The organism is Stenotrophomonas maltophilia group sp. vghtpe118, assembly GCF_052605195.1.
In genome coordinates this window covers 2665220-2682487 of record NZ_CP199672.1, presented here as the reverse complement: position 1 = coordinate 2682487, position 17268 = coordinate 2665220, and the positions used below count along the sequence as shown (strand labels likewise).

Annotated in this window: 15 protein-coding genes and 1 riboswitch; of the genes, 12 read left to right on the top strand and 3 right to left on the bottom strand. The window is 66.1% G+C overall.

Annotation, left to right across the window (positions count from 1 at the left end; genetic code table 11):
• The first annotated feature begins 11 nt into the window (after positions 1–11).
• The 3 genes from ACUDTM_RS12275 (at position 12) to ACUDTM_RS12265 (ending at position 5065) form a co-directional block, all read left to right on the top strand.
• A complete protein-coding gene (locus tag ACUDTM_RS12275; RefSeq protein ID WP_072168862.1) occupies positions 12–3470 on the top strand; it encodes a hybrid sensor histidine kinase/response regulator in 3459 nt (1152 codons plus the stop codon).
• A gap of 238 nt (positions 3471–3708) precedes the next feature.
• A riboswitch (yybP-ykoY riboswitch) is annotated at positions 3709–3798 on the top strand.
• An 88-nt stretch (positions 3799–3886) separates the two neighbouring features.
• The gene (locus ACUDTM_RS12270) at positions 3887–4462 is read left to right on the top strand and encodes a manganese efflux pump MntP (RefSeq protein WP_049449888.1); all 576 of its coding nucleotides are present in this window, start codon (positions 3887–3889) and stop codon (positions 4460–4462) included.
• 147 nt (positions 4463–4609) lie between these two features.
• Positions 4610–5065 (top strand): REP-associated tyrosine transposase, encoded by a 456-nt coding sequence (locus tag ACUDTM_RS12265; RefSeq protein WP_252744795.1) that lies wholly within the window; start codon positions 4610–4612, stop codon positions 5063–5065.
• A gap of 102 nt (positions 5066–5167) precedes the next feature.
• Here ACUDTM_RS12265 and ACUDTM_RS12260 read toward each other — a convergent pair whose 3' ends face one another.
• Together ACUDTM_RS12260 and acs are read right to left on the bottom strand one after the other, a co-directional pair.
• Positions 5168–5833 carry a response regulator transcription factor gene (locus ACUDTM_RS12260; RefSeq protein ID WP_005420420.1) on the bottom strand — a complete coding sequence of 222 codons (666 nt, stop codon included), beginning with the start codon at positions 5831–5833 and terminating at the stop codon, positions 5168–5170.
• An 80-nt stretch (positions 5834–5913) separates the two neighbouring features.
• The gene (acs, locus tag ACUDTM_RS12255; RefSeq protein WP_353080492.1) at positions 5914–7857 is read right to left on the bottom strand and encodes an acetate--CoA ligase; all 1944 of its coding nucleotides are present in this window, start codon (positions 7855–7857) and stop codon (positions 5914–5916) included.
• A gap of 245 nt (positions 7858–8102) precedes the next feature.
• Between acs and ACUDTM_RS12250 the strand changes: the two genes are divergently transcribed.
• The 7 genes from ACUDTM_RS12250 (at position 8103) to xth (ending at position 15508) form a co-directional block, all read left to right on the top strand.
• A complete protein-coding gene (locus ACUDTM_RS12250) occupies positions 8103–9530 on the top strand; it encodes a DcaP family trimeric outer membrane transporter (protein WP_057494015.1) in 1428 nt (475 codons plus the stop codon).
• A gap of 127 nt (positions 9531–9657) precedes the next feature.
• Positions 9658–11319: an MFS transporter gene (locus tag ACUDTM_RS12245; protein WP_049412037.1), complete on the top strand. Its 1662-nt coding sequence runs from the start codon at positions 9658–9660 to the stop codon at positions 11317–11319.
• Between the two features lie 74 nt (positions 11320–11393).
• Complete coding sequence (locus ACUDTM_RS12240) at positions 11394–11639, top strand: hypothetical protein (protein ID WP_088496647.1); 246 nt, start codon at positions 11394–11396, stop codon at positions 11637–11639.
• A gap of 306 nt (positions 11640–11945) precedes the next feature.
• Complete coding sequence (locus tag ACUDTM_RS12235) at positions 11946–12440, top strand: hypothetical protein (protein WP_143592515.1); 495 nt, start codon at positions 11946–11948, stop codon at positions 12438–12440.
• A gap of 54 nt (positions 12441–12494) precedes the next feature.
• Positions 12495–13034, top strand: coding sequence for a DUF3304 domain-containing protein (locus ACUDTM_RS12230; protein WP_445391344.1), 540 nt, complete (start codon positions 12495–12497; stop codon positions 13032–13034).
• 127 nt (positions 13035–13161) lie between these two features.
• Positions 13162–14571, top strand: coding sequence for a coniferyl aldehyde dehydrogenase (locus ACUDTM_RS12225; protein WP_088496650.1), 1410 nt, complete (start codon positions 13162–13164; stop codon positions 14569–14571).
• A 169-nt stretch (positions 14572–14740) separates the two neighbouring features.
• Entirely contained in the window at positions 14741–15508 is a 768-nt protein-coding gene (gene xth, locus ACUDTM_RS12220; protein WP_088496651.1) for an exodeoxyribonuclease III, read from the top strand.
• A 72-nt stretch (positions 15509–15580) separates the two neighbouring features.
• On the opposite strand, the gene ACUDTM_RS12215 is transcribed toward xth, so the two are convergent.
• A complete protein-coding gene (locus ACUDTM_RS12215; protein WP_005411656.1) occupies positions 15581–15832 on the bottom strand; it encodes a GlsB/YeaQ/YmgE family stress response membrane protein in 252 nt (83 codons plus the stop codon).
• Positions 15833–15916: 84 nt separating this feature from the next.
• Between ACUDTM_RS12215 and ACUDTM_RS12210 the strand changes: the two genes are divergently transcribed.
• On the top strand, positions 15917–16516 hold the full coding sequence (locus ACUDTM_RS12210) for a 4'-phosphopantetheinyl transferase family protein (RefSeq protein ID WP_061480448.1): 600 nt from the start codon (positions 15917–15919) through the stop codon (positions 16514–16516).
• A 39-nt stretch (positions 16517–16555) separates the two neighbouring features.
• A complete protein-coding gene (rsmG, locus tag ACUDTM_RS12205) occupies positions 16556–17194 on the top strand; it encodes a 16S rRNA (guanine(527)-N(7))-methyltransferase RsmG (protein ID WP_012481632.1) in 639 nt (212 codons plus the stop codon).
• Positions 17195–17268: the final 74 nt, after the last annotated feature.

The following is a 17268-nucleotide window of genomic DNA, read 5'->3' as shown; positions in this document are numbered from 1 at the left end:
GAAACGCACGCGTGGTCTCCAGCTGGATCCTGCTGCTGGTCTCGGTTGCCTATGCCGCGCTGCTGTTCGGCGTGGCGTGGTGGGGCGACCGTCGGCCGATGTACCCCGACCGGCCGTGGCTGCGGCCGGTGGTCTACAGCCTGGCGCTGGCCGTGTACTGCTCCTCGTGGACGTTCTACGGCGCGGTGGGTACCGCCGTGCGCAATGGCGTGGGCTACCTGCCGATCTACATCGGCCCGCTGCTGCTGCTGTTGTTCGGCTGGCGCATCATCGAGCGCCTGGCGCTGATCGCACGCAGCCAGAACGTGGTCTCCATCGCCGATTTCATCTCCTCGCGCTTCGGTCGCTCGCGGCGGCTGGCGGCGCTGGTGGCGATCATCGCGCTGATCGGCATCATTCCGTACCTGGCGTTGCAGTACAAAGCGGTGGCGATGAGCCTGCAGGTACTGACCGGCAACACCGGCCCCACCGGCTTCTTCACCGACCCGGCGCTGTACGTGGCGCTGCTGATGGCGCTGTTCGCCACCCTGTTCGGCACCCGCCAGGTCGATGCCACCGAGCACCACCACGGCATGATGCTGGCGATCGCCTTCGAATCGGTGATCAAGCTGCTGGCGATGCTGGCGGTGGGCGTGTTCGCCTACCTGTGGCTGAGCAACCGCACCGACGCGGTGGTCGAGTCGGTGCATACGCTGTTCACCGGCCTGCCGCCGGTCGGCTTCATCTCGCAGACCCTGCTCAGCTTCCTCGCCATCATCTGCCTGCCGCGCCAGTTCCACGTGGCCGTGGTCGAGTGCGGCGATGTGCGCGACGTGCGCCGCGCGCGCTGGATGTTCGGCGGTTACCTGGTGCTGATCTCGGGCATGGTGCTGCCGATCGCCACCGCCGGCGTCACCCTGTTCGGCACCGGCGGCAGCGTCGCCGACGATTCGATGGTGCTGGCGCTGCCGTTGGCCGAAGGCCGCAATGCGCTGGCGCTGATCGCCTACGTGGGCGGCTTCTCGGCGGCCACCGGCATGGTCATCGTCTCGTCCATCGCGCTGGCGACCATGGTCAGCAACGACCTGGTGATGCCGGTGCTGCTGCGTCGGAGCGGTGACCACCAGGAAGCCGCCGACGTCGCCTCGCGCGTGCTGTGGATCCGCCGCCTGGCGATCCTGCTGCTGGCGCTGATGGCCTACAGCTACTACCGCACCAGCAGCAACGACAGCACGCTGGCCTCGTACGGCCTGATGGCGTTCGCAGCGGTGGCGCAGTTCGCGCCCGGCCTGATCGGCGGCCTGTACTGGCGCGGTGCCAGCCGGCGCGGCGTCGAAGTGGGCATGCTGCTGGGCTTCGCCACCTGGCTGTACACCCTGCTGCTGCCGGCGATGACCATGGCCGGCTGGGTCGACGCCGCCTGGGTGCAGCACGGCCCGTTCGGCATCGAGTGGCTGCGTCCGCAGCAGCTGTTCGGCATGTCCGGCTGGGATCCGCTGACCCACGGCACGTTCTGGTCGCTGCTGGTCAATGCGGCGACGATGATGCTGGTGTCCGCGCGCTGGCGGCCCGGCGTCGACGAGCGCCTGCGTGCGGCACCGTTCCTCGACCCGTATGCCGAGCGCCCGTCGGTGGCCGGCGGCTGGCCCGGCCACGTGCATGTGGGCGACCTGCTGGCGCTGGCCTCGCGCGTGGTCGGCGAGCGCCATGCGCGGCGTTCGTTCTTCGAGCAGGCGCAGTCACTGGGCCGTGAACTGCAATCCTCCGCGCCTGCAGACCGCCCGTGGGTGCAGTTCACCGAACGCCTGCTGGCCGCGTCGATCGGCGCGGCGTCCGCACGCCTGCTGCTGACCAGCCTGCTGCGTGGCTCGGGCATGGACCTGGGTGAAGTGGTGGCGGTACTGGACGAAGCCGGGCAGGAACTGCGCTTCAACCGCGAGATCCTGTCGACCACGCTGGAGAACATCAGCGCCGGGGTCAGCGTGGTCGATCCGGACATGCGCCTGACCGCATGGAACCGCCGCTACCAGGACATGTTCGGCTACCCCGACGGCATGCTCTACGTGGGCCGCCCGGTGGCCGACCTGATCCGCTACAACGCCGAGCGCGGCGAGCTGGGCGAGGGCGATATCGAAGTGCAGATCAACCGCCGCATCGGTTACATGCGCGCCGGTTCGCCGCACGTGTTCGAGCGCACCCGCAGCGACGGCAAGGTGATCGAGATGCGCGGCCAGGCGCTGCCGGGCGGCGGCTACGTGACCAGCTACAACGACATCACCGACTACAAGCACGCTGAAAGGGCGCTGCTTGAAGCCAACGAGACGCTGGAACAGCGCGTGGCCGAGCGCTCGCATGAGGCCGAGGTCGCGCAGCAGTCGAAGACGCGCTTCCTGGCGGCGATCAGCCACGACGTGCTGCAGCCGCTGAACGCAGCACGCCTGTTCGCTTCGGCACTGCGCGACAGTGATCACGTGAGCGACGAGCAGAAGCATCTGGCCGAGCGCGTGGACGCGTCGCTGCGCGCGGCCGAAGAACTGCTTGATGGCCTGCTGGACGTGTCGCGGCTGGATGCTGGTGGCCTGCACCCGGTGATCGGCGAATTCGACGTGAGTGCGTTGATGCGCGAGCTGGCGGCGCAGTACACGCCGGTCGCTGCGGGTCGCGGTCTGCGCCTGGACCTGTTCACGCGTCCGGCCTGGGTGCGCAGTGACCGCCGCCTGCTGCGCCGCGTACTGCAGAACTTCCTGGCCAATGCGCTGCGCTACACACGCCAGGGGCGCATCGTGCTGGCCGTGCGCCAGCGCGGCGACGAGGTGGAACTGCAGGTGTGGGACACCGGACCGGGCATTCCCGAACACCACATGCGGCAGATCTTCGACGAGTTCCACCGCTACCAGCAGCCGTTCGACTGGGGCGAGCAGGGGTTGGGCCTGGGCCTGTCGATCTGCCAGCGCATCTCGCGCCTGCTTGATCATCGGTTGAACGCACGCAGCCGCGTCGGCAAGGGCTCGATGTTCTCGATCATCCTGCCGCGGGTGGCGCCACTACCCGGGTATACCGAGTTGGCCACGCCGGTGCAGGCCGTGCCCGCACCGGTGCGCAGCGATTCGCTGGCGGGCCTGCGGGTGTTGTGCGTGGACAACGACGAGGAAATCCTCGACGGCATGCGCGCGCTGCTCGGCCGCTGGCAGGTGCAGGTGATCACTGCCGCCACCGTCGACCAGGCGCTGGAGAAGATTGCCGAGCGTCCGCAGGTGATGCTGGTGGACTACCACCTGCACGATCGCATGGATGGCCTCGATGCGCTGGTGGCGCTGCGCGAGGCGGCCGGCTATCCGCTGCCGGGTGCGCTGCTGACCGCCGATGGCCGCGACGAACTGAAGCGGATGGCACGCGAGCGTGGCTACCGCGTGCTGACCAAGCCGATCAAGCCGGCCTCGCTGCGCGCCTTCCTCGGCGCGCTGCGCGACGCCGGCAACAGCGATGCCTGATGGCAATGTAGAGCCGAGTCCGCACTCGGCTGCTGCGCGGGACATGGTGTTCCGTGGGCCGGCCGAACAGCAGCCGAGCATTGGCTCGGCTCTACAAAAATCCAGTTGCGGGGGCCCTCTGTAGAGCCGAGCCCGCGCGCAGCGACGTGCTGATATAGCCATCGCTATACAAACCAGCCCTGCCTGCGCGTTTCGATGGAAATGCGCCACGCGTGGATCGCGATGCTAAGCTTCGCGTCCCCTTGGGGAGTAGCCGGATTCCTTCGCAGGAATCGTCCACGTCAACATACTCGGCCAGTGCGCCGTGGCGTGGACAACCATGATGGTTGGCGAGACCAGCGGCCCGCGCGCGCAATGTCAGGTTGGGCGCGAGCGCAGGCCGTGCGTCCGTCCTAGCCCGACCTCAGCCGCTGTCCATGTCCCCCATTTCGATCCTCCTGATCGGCTTTGCCATGTCCACCGATGCCTTTGCCGCCGCGATCGGCAAGGGCGCGGCCATGCGCAAGCCGGTGTTCCGCGATGCCTTGCGTGCCGGCATCATCTTCGGCGTCATCGAGGCGATCACGCCCATCATCGGCTGGCTGCTCGGCCGCGCCGCCCTGCAGTATGTCGAAGCCTTCGACCACTGGATCGCGTTCGGCCTGCTCGGCGCGCTGGGCATCCACATGATCTACAACGGCCTGCGCCCGGACAGTGCTGACGAAGACGAAGACCCCTCGCAGCACCACGGCTTCTGGAAGCTGGCGTTGACCGGTTTCGCCACCAGCATCGATGCGATGGCGGTGGGCATCGGCCTGGCCTTCATGGACGTGCATATCGGCGTGATGGCCGCGGTCATCGGCCTGTGCACGCTGACCATGGTCACCGCCGGCATCATGCTCGGCCGCGTGCTGGGCAGCATGGTCGGCAAGCGTGCCGAGATCATCGGTGGCGTGATCCTGGTGATCATCGGCGCGACGATCCTGTACGAACACCTGCACGGCGTGGGGTGAGCAGGGAAACCTGTAGAGCCGAGCCCACGCTCGGCTGCTTTGCATGGCAGCCGAGCATGGGCTCGGCTCTACATCAGGGTGTTGGCTGACAAGCATTGCGGTGTTGCACTGATGGAGAGACTGGCATGCGTGCCATAGCCTCTTCGCATGGCCAGTCCCGCACTCCGTTATGGTCGTTGGTCGCATACCGGCAATGTCTATGCACTTACCACGGTGACGCATGCGCGTCGTCCCTGGTTCAGTGACAAGGCCAACGTCGATCTGCTGATCGAAGCCCTGCGCACCGTAGAGCGGACGGGGCGGACCTCCTCCCTCGCCTGGGTGGTGATGCCGGATCATCTGCACTGGCTGTTCGAACTCCGTACCGGCACGCTCGCCGGCTGCATGCAGATCCTCAAATCACGGAGCGGGCGTTCCATCGGCAGGCGCACTGAGGCGAACGCGCCGATCTGGCAGCCGGGATACTACGATCATGCGCTGCGCGGCGATGAGTGCCTGCGCACGCAGGCGATGTACATCGCGGCCAATCCCGTGCGTGCTGGGCTGGCCACGCGCATCGGGGAATACCCCTATGTGTGGAGTCGATGGTTGCTTGAGGAGTGATTGGTATTGAGGCAAAGAGCAGCCGAGCGTGGGCTCGGCTCTACAGGGGCATCATGACGTCTGTAGAGCCGAGCCCATGCTCGGCTCCGCAGTCCGTCACCTTCAGTCTTCTTCCGGCGGCAGCACGATGGCGTCGTCGTCGATCGCCAGCTTGCCGGCCATCAGCACGGCCTGGGTGCGGTTGGTCACGCCGAGCTTGCGCAGGATGGCGGTGACGTGGGCCTTGATCGTCGCTTCGGAGACGTTGAGGTCGTAGGCGATCTGCTTGTTCAAGCGGCCGGCGCCGAGCATCTGCAGGACGCGGAACTGCTGCGGGGTCAGCTCGCGCAGGCGCTGGCCGACTTCGCGTTCTTCGCTGCCGGTGGGCGGCACGTTGTGCGCTTCCGGCGGTGCCCAGGTCTCGCCATCGAGGATGGTGCCCAACGCATGGCCGATGGTGTCCGAATCCGCAGACTTCGGGATGAAGCCCAGCGCACCGTGGTCGAGCGCGCGGCGCATCACCGTGGCCTCTTCGCGCGCGGACACCACCACCACTGGCAGCTGGGGGTGCAGTGAGCGCATGTGCACCAGTGCGTTGAAACCCTGCGCACCGGGCATGTTGAGATCCATCAGGACCAGGTCGGCGTCGTTGTGCTGGTCGGCCAGCGCGTACAGCGCTTCCACGCTGTCGGCCTCGAACAGCTGCACGCCCGGGATGACCCGCTGCACGGCGCCGCGCAGGGCTTCGCGGAACAGCGGGTGGTCATCGGCAATCAGGAGGGTGGTCATGGTCGGGGGGAACCGTGGGGGAAAGCAGATGGGGTCAGAGCCCTTTCCTTGAGCAAAGGGATCCGACCCCGGGTCGTACGTCATCGCACCTTGCGCTCGTCCACCAGCGACGCCACCACCGATGGATCGGCCAGGGTCGAGGTGTCGCCGAGCTGGTCCGGTGCGTTCTCGGCGATCTTGCGCAGGATGCGGCGCATGATCTTGCCCGAGCGGGTCTTCGGCAGGCCCGGCGCCCACTGCAGGTGGTCCGGTGTGGCGATCGGGCCGATCTCCTTGCGCACCCAGGCGATCAGTTCCTTGTGCAGCTCATCGCTCGGCGCCTCTTCGGCCACCAAGGTGACGTAGGCGTAGATGCCCTGGCCCTTGACGTCGTGCGGGAAGCCCACGACCGCCGCTTCGGCCACCTTCGGATGCGAGACCAGCGCGCTTTCCACTTCGGCGGTGCCGATGCGGTGGCCGGACACATTGATCACATCGTCGACGCGGCCGGTGATCCAGTAATAGCCGTCCTCGTCGCGGCGGCAACCGTCGCCGGTGAAGTAGCTGCCGGGGTAGGTGCGGAAATACGTATCGATGAAACGCTGGTGGTCGCCGTACACCGTGCGCATCTGGCCCGGCCAGGAGTCACGGATGATCAGGTTGCCCTCGGTCGGGCCGTCCTGGATCTCGCCATCGGCATTGACCAGCGCCGGCTGCACGCCGAAGAAGGGCAGGGTGGCCGACCCCGGCTTGAGGTCCATCGCACCGGCCAGCGGCGAGATCAGGATGCCGCCGGTCTCGGTCTGCCACCAGGTATCGACGATCGGGCAGCGGCTGTCGCCGACCACTTCGTAGTACCAGCGCCAGGCTTCCGGGTTGATCGGCTCGCCGACGCTGCCGAGCAGGCGCAGCGACGCGCGCGAGGTCTTCTTCACCGGCTCCTCGCCCTCGCGCATCAGCGCACGGATGGCGGTCGGGGCGGTGTAGAAGATGGTCACCTTGTGCTTGTCGATGACGTTCCAGAAGCGCGAGGTGTCCGGATAGTTCGGCACGCCTTCGAACATCAGCGAGGTCGCACCGTTGGCCAGTGGCCCGTACACGATGTAGCTGTGGCCGGTGACCCAGCCGACGTCGGCGGTGCACCAGTAGATGTCGTCCTCGCGCAGGTCGAACACCGCTTCATGGGTGCAGGCCGCGTACAGCAGATAGCCGCCGGTGGTGTGCAGCACGCCCTTCGGCTTGCCGGTGGAACCGGAGGTGTAGAGGATGAACAGCGGATCTTCCGCGTTCATGCGTTCCGGTTCGCAGGTGGCCGGCTGGCTGTCCACCACATCGTGGAACCAGCGGTCGCGCGGGGCCTGCATGTCCACCGCGCCGCCGGTGTGGCGCACCACCAGCACGGTTTCAACCGTGTGAGTGCCCGGCAGCTTCAGCGCGGCATCAACGTTGGCCTTCAGCGGAATCCTGCGGCCACCGCGCAAGCCTTCGTCGGCGGTGATGATCAGCTTGCTCTGGCAGTCGCTGACGCGGTCGGCGATCGAGTTCGGCGCGAAGCCACCAAACACCACCGAGTGGATCGCACCGATGCGCGCGCAGGCCAGCATGGCCACCGCAGCATCGATGATCATCGGCAGGTAGATGGTGACGCGGTCGCCCTTTTTGACCCCGAGGTTGCGCAGCGCATTGCCGAGGCGGCAGGTGCGCTCATACAGCTCGCGATAGGTCACGTGCTGGGCCGGTGCATCCGGGCCGTCCGGCTCGAACAGCAGGGCGGTCTTGTCGCCGCGCGTCTCGAGCTGGCGATCCAGGCAGTTCACGCTGGCATTGAGCTCGCCATCCTCGAACCACTTGATGTGGAAGTCGGACAGGTCGTAGCTGACGTTCTTGATCTTCGTCGGCTTGCGCATCCATTGCAGGCGCTCGGCGGCCTTGCCCCAGAATCCATCCGGGTCGGTTACCGACGCCTGGTACTGCTGTTCATAGGTCTTCTTGTCGATGCGTGCCTTGGCGGCGAACTGCGGATCGACGGGGTAGATATCAGCCATGGCACCCTCACTTGCACGTTGACTTTGTATGTGCGGTCGCAGCATCGCAACGACCGATCCCCCTCAGTTTGCCCCATCCACCCCCGGCCGCGTCACCACCCTGGTTAGACCATGGTCGAAAGTGAGCGCCCTGCAGGGCCGGGTTCGACCAATGGCGAATAGCCGCTATACATAATCGCCCCGCAGTCTCGGCTCGACCGTGCCCCACGCGCGGCATCACCTTGCCACTTGGGAGAGAGGGCAACATGAGCCACCGTACGTTGAAAGCCGTGCGCACACCTTTGGCGGCCTGCCTGCTGGTCGCCCTGGTCGCACCGGGCATGGCGTTCGCAGAGACCGCCAAAGAGAAGGCACTGGAAGCACGCGTTGCCGAACTGGAACGCCAGGTCCAGCTGCTGCTGTCTTCGCAGCAACAACAACAGACCCAGATCAGCCAGACCCAGCAGGCGGTGACCGAAGTCCGCACGGTGCAGGCCGGGCAGAAGCCGGTCGCACAGGTGCCGGCCGGCAAGCAGCCGATCCAGGTCACCACCCTCACCCCGGGCGCGGCACCGGGCACCACGGTCAAGATCGGCGGCTTCATCAAGGCCGACTTCCTGGCCACCCAGACCAGCGATGGCCAGCTGGCCGACGACGCCACCGGCCGCTCGCTGTACCTGCCGGGCCAGACCCCGGTGGAAGGCGCTGGCGGCAGCGGCAAGCGGTCGGGCACCGATTTCAACGCCCATGCCAAGTTCTCGCGCTTCAACCTGGGCATCGACAACGTCAGCGAATCGGGCAACAAGGCCGGTGCGTTCTTCGAGATGGACTTCTTCGGCAACTCACTGGGCAACCAGACCGCCACCAATACCTACGGCGTGACCCTGCGCCACGCCTACATGTACTGGAACAACTGGCTGGCCGGCCAGACCTGGTCCAACTTCATGGACGCGGCCGCACTACCCGAAGCGGTCGACTTCGTCGGCCCCACCGACGGCGTGATCTTCGTGCGCCAGGCGCAGGTGCGCTACACCCAGGGTGGCTTCAGCGTCGCGCTGGAAAACCCGGAAACCACCACCCTCACCGGCACCCGCAACCCGGTCACCGGCGCCTGGACCAACGCCAGCGCCAACTCCGACCGTGGCAGCCTGCCCGACCTGACCCTGCGCTATGGTTGGAAGGGCGACTGGGGCACCTTCGGTGTCGGCGGCATCGTCCGCCAGTTGAAGGTCGACAACCAGGCGACCGGCGCGAAGGCCGACAAGGTGGCCGGCGGCCTGACCCTGGGTGGCAAGTGGGTGATGGGTGACAGCGATTCGCTGCATTACCAGCTGACCGGTGGCGAAGGCATCGCCCGCTACATCGGCCTGGGCATCACTGCCGACAGCGCCTATGACGTGGCCCGCGACGAACTCAACCCGACCGGCGTGCTGGCCGGCTATGTCGGCTGGCGGCATGCGTTCTCGCCGAAGCTGCGCACCAACCTGATCTACGCGCGCAGCGACTACGACAACGACAGCATCCTCGGCCCGCTGGTGACCAAGAGCGTGCAGAGCATCCGCGGCAACATCTTCTATTCGCCGCTGCCCAAGGTCGATATCGGCGCCGAGCTGATGTATGGCCGTCGCGAAGTGGAGAACGGCAACAAGGGTGACATCACCCGGTTGCAGTTCACTACGAAGTACAGCTTCTAAGAGCGTGCCGGCCGGCGGCCGGCACCTACCGAGATGGGGTGCCGGCCAAGGTCGGCATCTACCGAATTGAGTGCCGACCAACGGTCGGCACCCACCAACAACGATTGCTTCGGAGGGGAAGCGTCCCATGTCCAGTACACCCAGCACCGCACATAAAGCGGGCACCCTGACCAAGGGCCACAAGAAGGTCATCTTCGCCTCGAGCCTCGGCACGGTCTTCGAGTGGTATGACTTCTTCCTGTACGGCTCGCTCGCGGCCATCATCGCCAAGCAGTTCTTCAGTGGCGTCAATGAAACCACGGGCATGATCTTCGCCCTGCTGGCGTTCGCCGCCGGCTTCTTCGTGCGCCCGTTCGGCGCGGCCTTCTTCGGCAGCCTCGGCGACCGCATCGGCCGCAAGTACACCTTCCTGGTCACCATCCTGATCATGGGCATCTCGACCTTCCTGGTCGGCGTGCTGCCCAACTACGCCTCGATCGGGTTTGCCGCACCGGTGATCCTGATCATCCTGCGCCTGGCCCAGGGCCTGGCGATGGGCGGCGAGTACGGCGGTGCCGCCACCTATGTGGCCGAGCACGCGCCGGACGACAAGCGTGGCCTGTACACCAGCTTCATCCAGTGCACCGCCACGCTGGGCCTGTTCCTGTCGCTGCTGATCATCCTGGCCTGCCGCATGACGCTGGGCAACGAGGCGTTCGAAGCCTGGGGCTGGCGCATTCCGTTCCTGGTGTCGATCCTGCTGCTGGGCATTTCGGTGTGGATCCGCCTGCAGCTGAGCGAATCGCCGCTGTTCCAGCAGATGAAGGCTGAAGGCAAGGGCTCCAAGACCCCGTTCCGCGACAGCCTGAAGGGTGGCAACCTGAAGCTGATGTTGCTGGTCCTGCTCGGTGCAGCGGCTGGCCAGGCCGTGGTCTGGTACGGCGGACAGTTCTACGCGCTGTTCTTCCTCAGCAGCATGCTGAAGGTCGATGCCACCACCTCCTACCTGCTGATCGCCGCAGCGCTGGCACTGGGCACGCCGTTCTTCATCTTCTTCGGCTGGCTGTCCGACCGCATCGGCCGCAAGAAGATCATCCTGGCCGGCTGCCTGCTGGCGGCCATCACCTACATCCCGATCTTCAAGGGCCTGACCCACTTCGCCAACCCGGCCATCGAAGAAGCGCGCAGCAGCTCCCCGGCACTGGTCGTCGCCGACCCGGCCACCTGCTCGTTCCAGTTCGATCCGGTGGGCCTGCGCAAGTTCACCAGCTCCTGCGACGTGGCCACCGCCGCGCTGACCAAGGCCGGTGTGCCGTACGACGTGCAGCCCGCCGCCGCCGGTTCGCTGGCGATGGTGAACGTGGGCAGTGCCAGCGTCACCTCGTATGAGGCCGCCGGCCTGACCAAGGAAGAAGGCAAGGCCAAGGCCGATGCGTTCGGCGCGGAGCTGAAGACCGCGCTGACCACCGCCGGCTACCCGGCCAAGGCCGATGGTGCGCGCATCAACATCGCCGGCACCATCTTCATGCTGTGGCTGCTGGTGCTGTACGTGACCATGGTCTACGGCCCGATCGCCGCCTACCTGGTGGAACTGTTCCCGACCCGCATCCGCTACACCTCGATGTCGCTGCCGTACCACATCGGCAACGGCTGGTTCGGTGGCTTCCTGCCGGCGATCTCGTTCGCACTGGTGGCCGGTACCGGCAACCTGTACTACGGCCTGTGGTACCCGATTGCGATCGCACTGATGTCGGTGGTGATCGGCGGCCTGTTCCTGCGCGAGACCAAGAACGTGGATATCACCAAGTAGGAATGATGTTCACCGGATGAAGGAAAGGCCGCGGTGCAGACCGCGGCCTTTTCTTTTCCCTGTAGCGCCGAGCCATGCTCGGCGACCGCGCAACGCGCGGCACAGAGTTCCGCAGACGCGAACAGACAGCGCTCAATGCCGTCGATGTGTCCGCGCTCGGCGTTCAGGCCGACTGCCGCGACATCAATGGACTGCTCGCTGGCATCGGAAGCTCCGGCCACGAGAAGACATCCGGTCAGAAATGCAAATACGCGTCGCATCTACGCATGTTATTGGAGGTGGGATACTACCTTCAGCGCGCTGACGTCGTGCGGCAATGAAACAAGTACGAATCTACATATCAGCCCAGTATTTGATCGTACCGGTGCGGGATGACGTATCCAGCCACACGGAAGACGGGGACTTCTAGCAAGAACTGCCAACGTCTGACGCAAATGGCCCGAACTCCCTTTGTTCATCCGTACGCCCCATAGCATGTGTGATTCATCGAATCGGATCGGGGAATGCGCAGGGTACTTCTGGCAGCGATCATCACTGTCTCAGCGTCAGCGGCTGGCGCAGAAACGCATGTAGCTGCCGACGACGCGACACGGCAGGGAAGCCTGCGAGTCGAGGAAAGATCGCCCGTGATCAAGCAACTATGCGAGACAGAGACGGTCTGGCTGTCCTGGAACGACGCCGTACCAAGCGCAAGACTGGTGACCTGCGATTGCAGTTGCACATCGCATGACAACTCAGGATGGCTTGTCGAGGCGCAACCGGAAGTCGACACCTATCGGGTGCATCGAGTCTCTCTCGGCAAGGTTTTCAGTCCCACGGAGTTCCGTCGGGCTGGTGCGCGGATTCAGGACATCGTCTCGTCGCATCCGTGGTGCTCAGGCGCCAAACCGAGCATGCCGACGAATGCCGTGTTTGCGACGTTGGTGAAGCAGCCCACGGAATCGGGCGATGAGCCTTACTGCTTTACGCCCCACTTCTTCGTAGGTGATCGGAATGTCCCCCTGAAGAGGATTCCAATGTCGGGCGAACAGTTATCCGACGCGTCCGCAGCAGGATCAGCACTGATCGCGCGGGAGGTCAAGTTCCTGCGTGATTGGCGGCTGGAGTTTGCGCCTGAGTAGCGCATTCGTTCCCTCGGACAAAGTATGAGGGCTATACATTATGGGGTTTCAATGATGCTTGTTTTGAAGCGCGTGGTGCTGGCATTTCTTGCCGGCCCACCTCTGCTCCTATCTGCCTATGCTGTGGATGCGAGTGCGATCTATGGTGTCAACCACACCCACTGGGCGATCAACCGGTTCAGTGTCGATGGCCGTTCAGCCGTTGACAGCATTGGCCGATATCAAGGCGGCGGTGGAGGGTGCTGCTACAGCGCACCAGAACGCTGGCATTCTGGGCTGACGGTGCGGGTTGACTGGGAAACGGGTGCCGGAAGCTCGAGAGATTTTCCTGGAACCAGAGACTGGCCAAAATTTCTGGAGTGGGAGAAGAAAATCCTGGCGCAGAAGCGCAGGCATAGCAAAGTCGTCTCCGTCCCGGATTACACCGGCCAGGACGTCTGCGGCATCACCGTACATTTCCTGCCCTGCGATGAGATTCAGGTCACCACCTCCTGTTATGCCTACGGCAGCCCCGAGTACCCGATCAAGATTCCGCTTGAGTTGCCAGAACCCCAGTCTTGCCCGGCACAACCTACCGACCAGCAGAAGACGTAGTGATGGACGGGTTTGCATGAGGGGGTGAACGCATGCAAGGCGGTCGGGAGGTGTCCGAATGAGACCCCGTGCCACGGCGTGAAGGTTGGCATGCGAGCCGGGCACGGCTCGACCCTACAATCGGCCCATGACCACCACCGCCCCCGCCGACCTTCCCGCCATCCTGCACTCCCTGCGCAGTGCCTGGCAGTCGCAGCGGCCCACGCTCGACCAGCGCGAAGCCGACCTGCGTCGTCTGCGCGAGGCGCTGAAGGCGCGGCTGGATGAAATGGCCCAGGCCATCGCCGAGGACTTCGGCCACCGCGTCCACGTCGAATCGAAGCTGGCCGATGGCATGAGTGTGCTGTCGGCCATCGACCACCTGCGCCGCCACCTGCGGCGCTGGTCGAAACCGCAGCGGGCATCGGCGGGATGGAAACTGTGGCCGGCGCGCGCGCAGTTGCGGCCGACGCCGCTGGGCGTGGTCGGGGTGATCTCACCGTGGAACTACCCGGTCACGCTGGCGCTGGTGCCGCTGGTCACCGCCATCGCTGCCGGCAACCACGTACTGCTGAAGCCTTCGGAACACACGCCGCGCACCAGTGCGTTCCTAGCTGATCTGCTGGCCAGCGTGTTCCCGCCCGATCGGGTGGCGGTGGTGCAGGGCGGGGCGGATGTGGCCGCGGCGGTGTCCTCGCTGCCGCTGGACCATCTGCTGTTCACCGGCTCGACGGCCGTTGGCCGCAAGGTGATGGCCGCCGCCGCCGAGCATCTGGTGCCGGTCACGCTGGAGCTGGGCGGCAAGTCGCCGGCCATCGTCTGCCGCGATTTTCCGCTGGACAAAGCCGCTGCGCGGCTGGCCACCGGCAAGTGGTTCAACGCGGGCCAGACCTGCATCGCGCCGGATTATGTGCTGATCGATACGGTCCGCCAGCGCGAGTTCGTACAGGCGCTGCAGCAGCAGGTGCACGAGCGCTATGGCGACTTCAGCAATGCCGACGACTACACGCGCATCATCAACGAGGGCCAGTACCAGCGCCTGCAGGGCTATCTGGTGCAGGCGCGCGAACGTGGCGTGCCGGTGATTCCGTTGGCGCAGGTGGATGAGGCGCGCGCCGACCGCGAGCGTCTGCTGGTGCCGACCGTGGTGCTGGACCCGCCCGACGATCTGGACCTGATGCGCGAGGAAATCTTCGGGCCGATCCTGCCGGTGCGGGCCTATCCGGATCTGGATGCCGCGCTGGCCGACGTGCTGTCCCGCGACCGGCCGCTGGCGCTGTATCCCTTCAGCCATGACACGGCCACGGTGGAGCGCATCCTCGGCCAGGTGGCGGCCGGTGGCGTGACGGTAAATGACACGTTGCTGCACTTCGCCGCCGATGGCCTGCCGTTTGGCGGGGTGGGGGCCAGCGGTATGGGCGCGTACCACGGCCGGGCCGGGTTCGATGCGATGAGCAAGCGGCTGCCGGTGCTGTGGCAGTCGCGCTGGGCGGCCAGTGACCGGCTGCGCCCGCCGTATTCGAAGATTGTGGGGTTGTTGAAGCTGCTGCTGCGGTGAACCCAGGCAGGGCGTGGCACTACTGAATCAGGGCCCGATTCTTCTGTAGAGCCGAGCCCACGCTCGGCTGCTCCTGGCTGGGTGCCTGGTCAATGCAGCCGAGCGTGGGCTCGGCTCTACACGGGAATCCGGGCCGCCCCCATCCCGGCCACCCGGGTAGAATGCCCGCATGAAAATCGCCTCGTGGAACGTCAATTCGCTCAATGTCCGCCTGCCGCACCTGGAGCAGTGGCTCAAGGACTTCGGCCCGGACATCGTCGGTATCCAGGAAACCAAGCTGGAGGACCACAAGTTCCCCGACTCTGCGCTGATCGCCGCCGGCTACCGCAGCGTGTTCGCCGGCCAGAAGACCTACAACGGCGTGGCGCTGCTGTCGCGTGAGCCTGCACAGGACGTGCAGATCGGCATTCCCGGCTTCGAGGACGAACAGAAGCGCGTCATCGCCGGTACCTTCGGCGACCTGCGGGTGATCAACCTGTACGTGGTCAACGGCCAGGACATCGGTACCGACAAGTACGAGTACAAGCTGCGCTGGCTGGAAGCGGTGCATGCGTGGGTCGCGCAGGAGCTGCAGCGCCACCCGAAGCTGATCGTGATGGGCGACTTCAACATCGCCCCGGACGCCCGCGACGTGCACGACCCGGAGGTGTGGAACGACAACCACATCCTGACCTCCACCGCCGAGCGCGGCGCGCTCACCAAGCTGCTGCAGCTGGGCCTGCACGATGGCTTCCGCCTGCACAACGACGAGGCGGGTACCTTCAGCTGGTGGGATTACCGGGCGGCCGGTTTCCGCCGCAACCTCGGCCTGCGCATCGACCTGACCCTGGTCTCCGATGCGCTGAAGAGCGGTGCGGTGGCCTCGGGCATCGACCGCGAGCCGCGCACCTGGGAACGCCCGAGCGACCATGCGCCGGCGTGGGTACAGATCGGTTGAATGAACGAGGCCCGGCGATTGCCGGGCCCGTTCTGAAAGGCCCGCCGGCCAGCGGCCGGCGTTACCGCCGCGTCAGCGTATGCTCTTGCGGGTGAACAGGTTGACGATCGCCAGCAGGATCACCGCACCGATCAGCGAGAACAGGAAGGTTCGAATGGTGATCGCTTCGTTGATGCCGCCGCCGAACAGCCAGCCGGAAATCAGCGCGCCGACGATGCCGACCACGATGTTGAGGATGATGCCCTGCTGGGCATCGCGCTTCATGATGATGCTGGCCAGCCAGCCTACGATGCCGCCGACGATCAGCCAGATGATGATGCCCATGATCGAACCTCCGGTGGGGAACGGTGACCAGTTGACGCGCACGGCCGTGAACCCGTCGTGCAATCGTGTGACGGGCGCGTGCGCATGAGCCTGCCAGCCACCCTCGACGGCCCGTGGCGCTTTGGTCCGGTGACGGTCTGGCGGCGCCCGCACGTGCCCGGCCATCGCGGCGAACCGCAGGCACGGCAGGTGCTGGCGCAGGCCCTCGGGGCCGATCCGGAGACGCTGCCGCTGGTCCGCGATGACAAGGGCCGGCCGGAACTGAGCGGCGCATTGGCCCACTACGGCACTGGCTGGAGCCACAGCGGCGAGGTGCTGCTGGTGGCGCTGGGCGAAGGCGTGCGGCTGGGCGTGGACCTGGAACTGCTGCGGCCGCGCGCCCGCCTGCTGGAGATCGTGCAGCGCTTCTTCCACCCGGAGGAGGTGGCGTGGCTGGAAAGCCTGGACCAGGCCGACCGCGAACACTGGTTCTTCCGCGTGTGGTGCGCCAAGGAAGCGATGCTGAAGGCGCACGGCCAGGGTATCTCGTTCGGCCTGCACCGCCTGCAGCTGGCGCCGGGGGCCGATGGCGCCCTGCACCTGCGCTGGTGCGACCCGGAACTGGGCGAGGCCGCGCGCTGGCACCTGCACGAATGGCAGGCCACCGGTCAGTTCCGGGCGGCGTTGGCCTGGTATCCGCACTGAGGCGGGGAATCAGCGCGCAAAACCGGCGATAATGCCGGCATGAGCGAACACCCACTTCCCGCCAGCGTGGCTGCCACGCTGGAACAGGGCCTGGCCAGCATGGGCCTGGATGCCGCGCTGGCGCCGCCGCTGCTGCGCTACCTGGCCCTGCTGCACCGCTGGAACGGCACCTACAACCTCACCGCCATCCGCGACCCGCAGGAGATGGTCACCCGCCACCTGCTCGACTCGCTGGCGATGCAGCCGTTCGTGGCCGATGGCAGCCTGGCCGACCTCGGCACCGGGCCCGGGCTGCCCGGCATCCCGCTGGCCATCGCCTGCCCGGGCCTGCAGGTGACCCTGGTCGAGAGCAATGGCAAGAAGGCGCGCTTCATGCGCGAGGCCGTGCGCCAGCTCGGCCTGGGCAATGCCCGCGTGGCCGAATCGCGCGCCGAGGCGCTGGACGAGGCCGGCCGTTACGACCAGCTGACCGCGCGCGCAATGGATACCCTGGCCGGCATCGTCCGCGTCGGTGGCCATCTGCTGCGCCCCGGTGGCGTGCTGCTGGCCATGAAGGGCGTCTACCCGCATGAGGAGATCGCGGAACTGCCGGCGGGCTGGCAGGTGCGCGAGGTGACCCCGCTGAGCGTGCCCGGCCTGGCCGGCGAACGCCACCTGGTCACCGTTACAGGTCCCTGATTCCCGCCGCCAGCCCTTTGTGGAACAACGGGTTGGCGATCCACGATTTCCGCAAGGGGCCGGTTGTACGCATA

Excerpts from the sequence above, each read along its gene's own strand:
- ACUDTM_RS12270 (WP_049449888.1), top strand. The coding sequence starts at position 3,887 with ATGTCCCCCATTTCGATCCTCCTGATCGGCTTTGCCATGTCCACCGAT.
- ACUDTM_RS12265 (WP_252744795.1), top strand. The coding sequence starts at position 4,610 with ATGGCCAGTCCCGCACTCCGTTATGGTCGTTGGTCGCATACCGGCAAT.
- ACUDTM_RS12260 (WP_005420420.1), bottom strand. The coding sequence starts at position 5,833 with ATGACCACCCTCCTGATTGCCGATGACCACCCGCTGTTCCGCGAAGCC.
- acs (WP_353080492.1), bottom strand. The coding sequence starts at position 7,857 with ATGGCTGATATCTACCCCGTCGATCCGCAGTTCGCCGCCAAGGCACGC.
- ACUDTM_RS12250 (WP_057494015.1), top strand. The coding sequence starts at position 8,103 with ATGAGCCACCGTACGTTGAAAGCCGTGCGCACACCTTTGGCGGCCTGC.
- ACUDTM_RS12245 (WP_049412037.1), top strand. The coding sequence starts at position 9,658 with ATGTCCAGTACACCCAGCACCGCACATAAAGCGGGCACCCTGACCAAG.
- ACUDTM_RS12240 (WP_088496647.1), top strand. The coding sequence starts at position 11,394 with ATGCTCGGCGACCGCGCAACGCGCGGCACAGAGTTCCGCAGACGCGAA.
- ACUDTM_RS12230 (WP_445391344.1), top strand. The coding sequence starts at position 12,495 with ATGCTTGTTTTGAAGCGCGTGGTGCTGGCATTTCTTGCCGGCCCACCT.
- ACUDTM_RS12225 (WP_088496650.1), top strand. The coding sequence starts at position 13,162 with ATGACCACCACCGCCCCCGCCGACCTTCCCGCCATCCTGCACTCCCTG.
- xth (WP_088496651.1), top strand. The coding sequence starts at position 14,741 with ATGAAAATCGCCTCGTGGAACGTCAATTCGCTCAATGTCCGCCTGCCG.
- ACUDTM_RS12215 (WP_005411656.1), bottom strand. The coding sequence starts at position 15,832 with ATGGGCATCATCATCTGGCTGATCGTCGGCGGCATCGTAGGCTGGCTG.
- ACUDTM_RS12210 (WP_061480448.1), top strand. The coding sequence starts at position 15,917 with ATGAGCCTGCCAGCCACCCTCGACGGCCCGTGGCGCTTTGGTCCGGTG.
- rsmG (WP_012481632.1), top strand. The coding sequence starts at position 16,556 with ATGAGCGAACACCCACTTCCCGCCAGCGTGGCTGCCACGCTGGAACAG.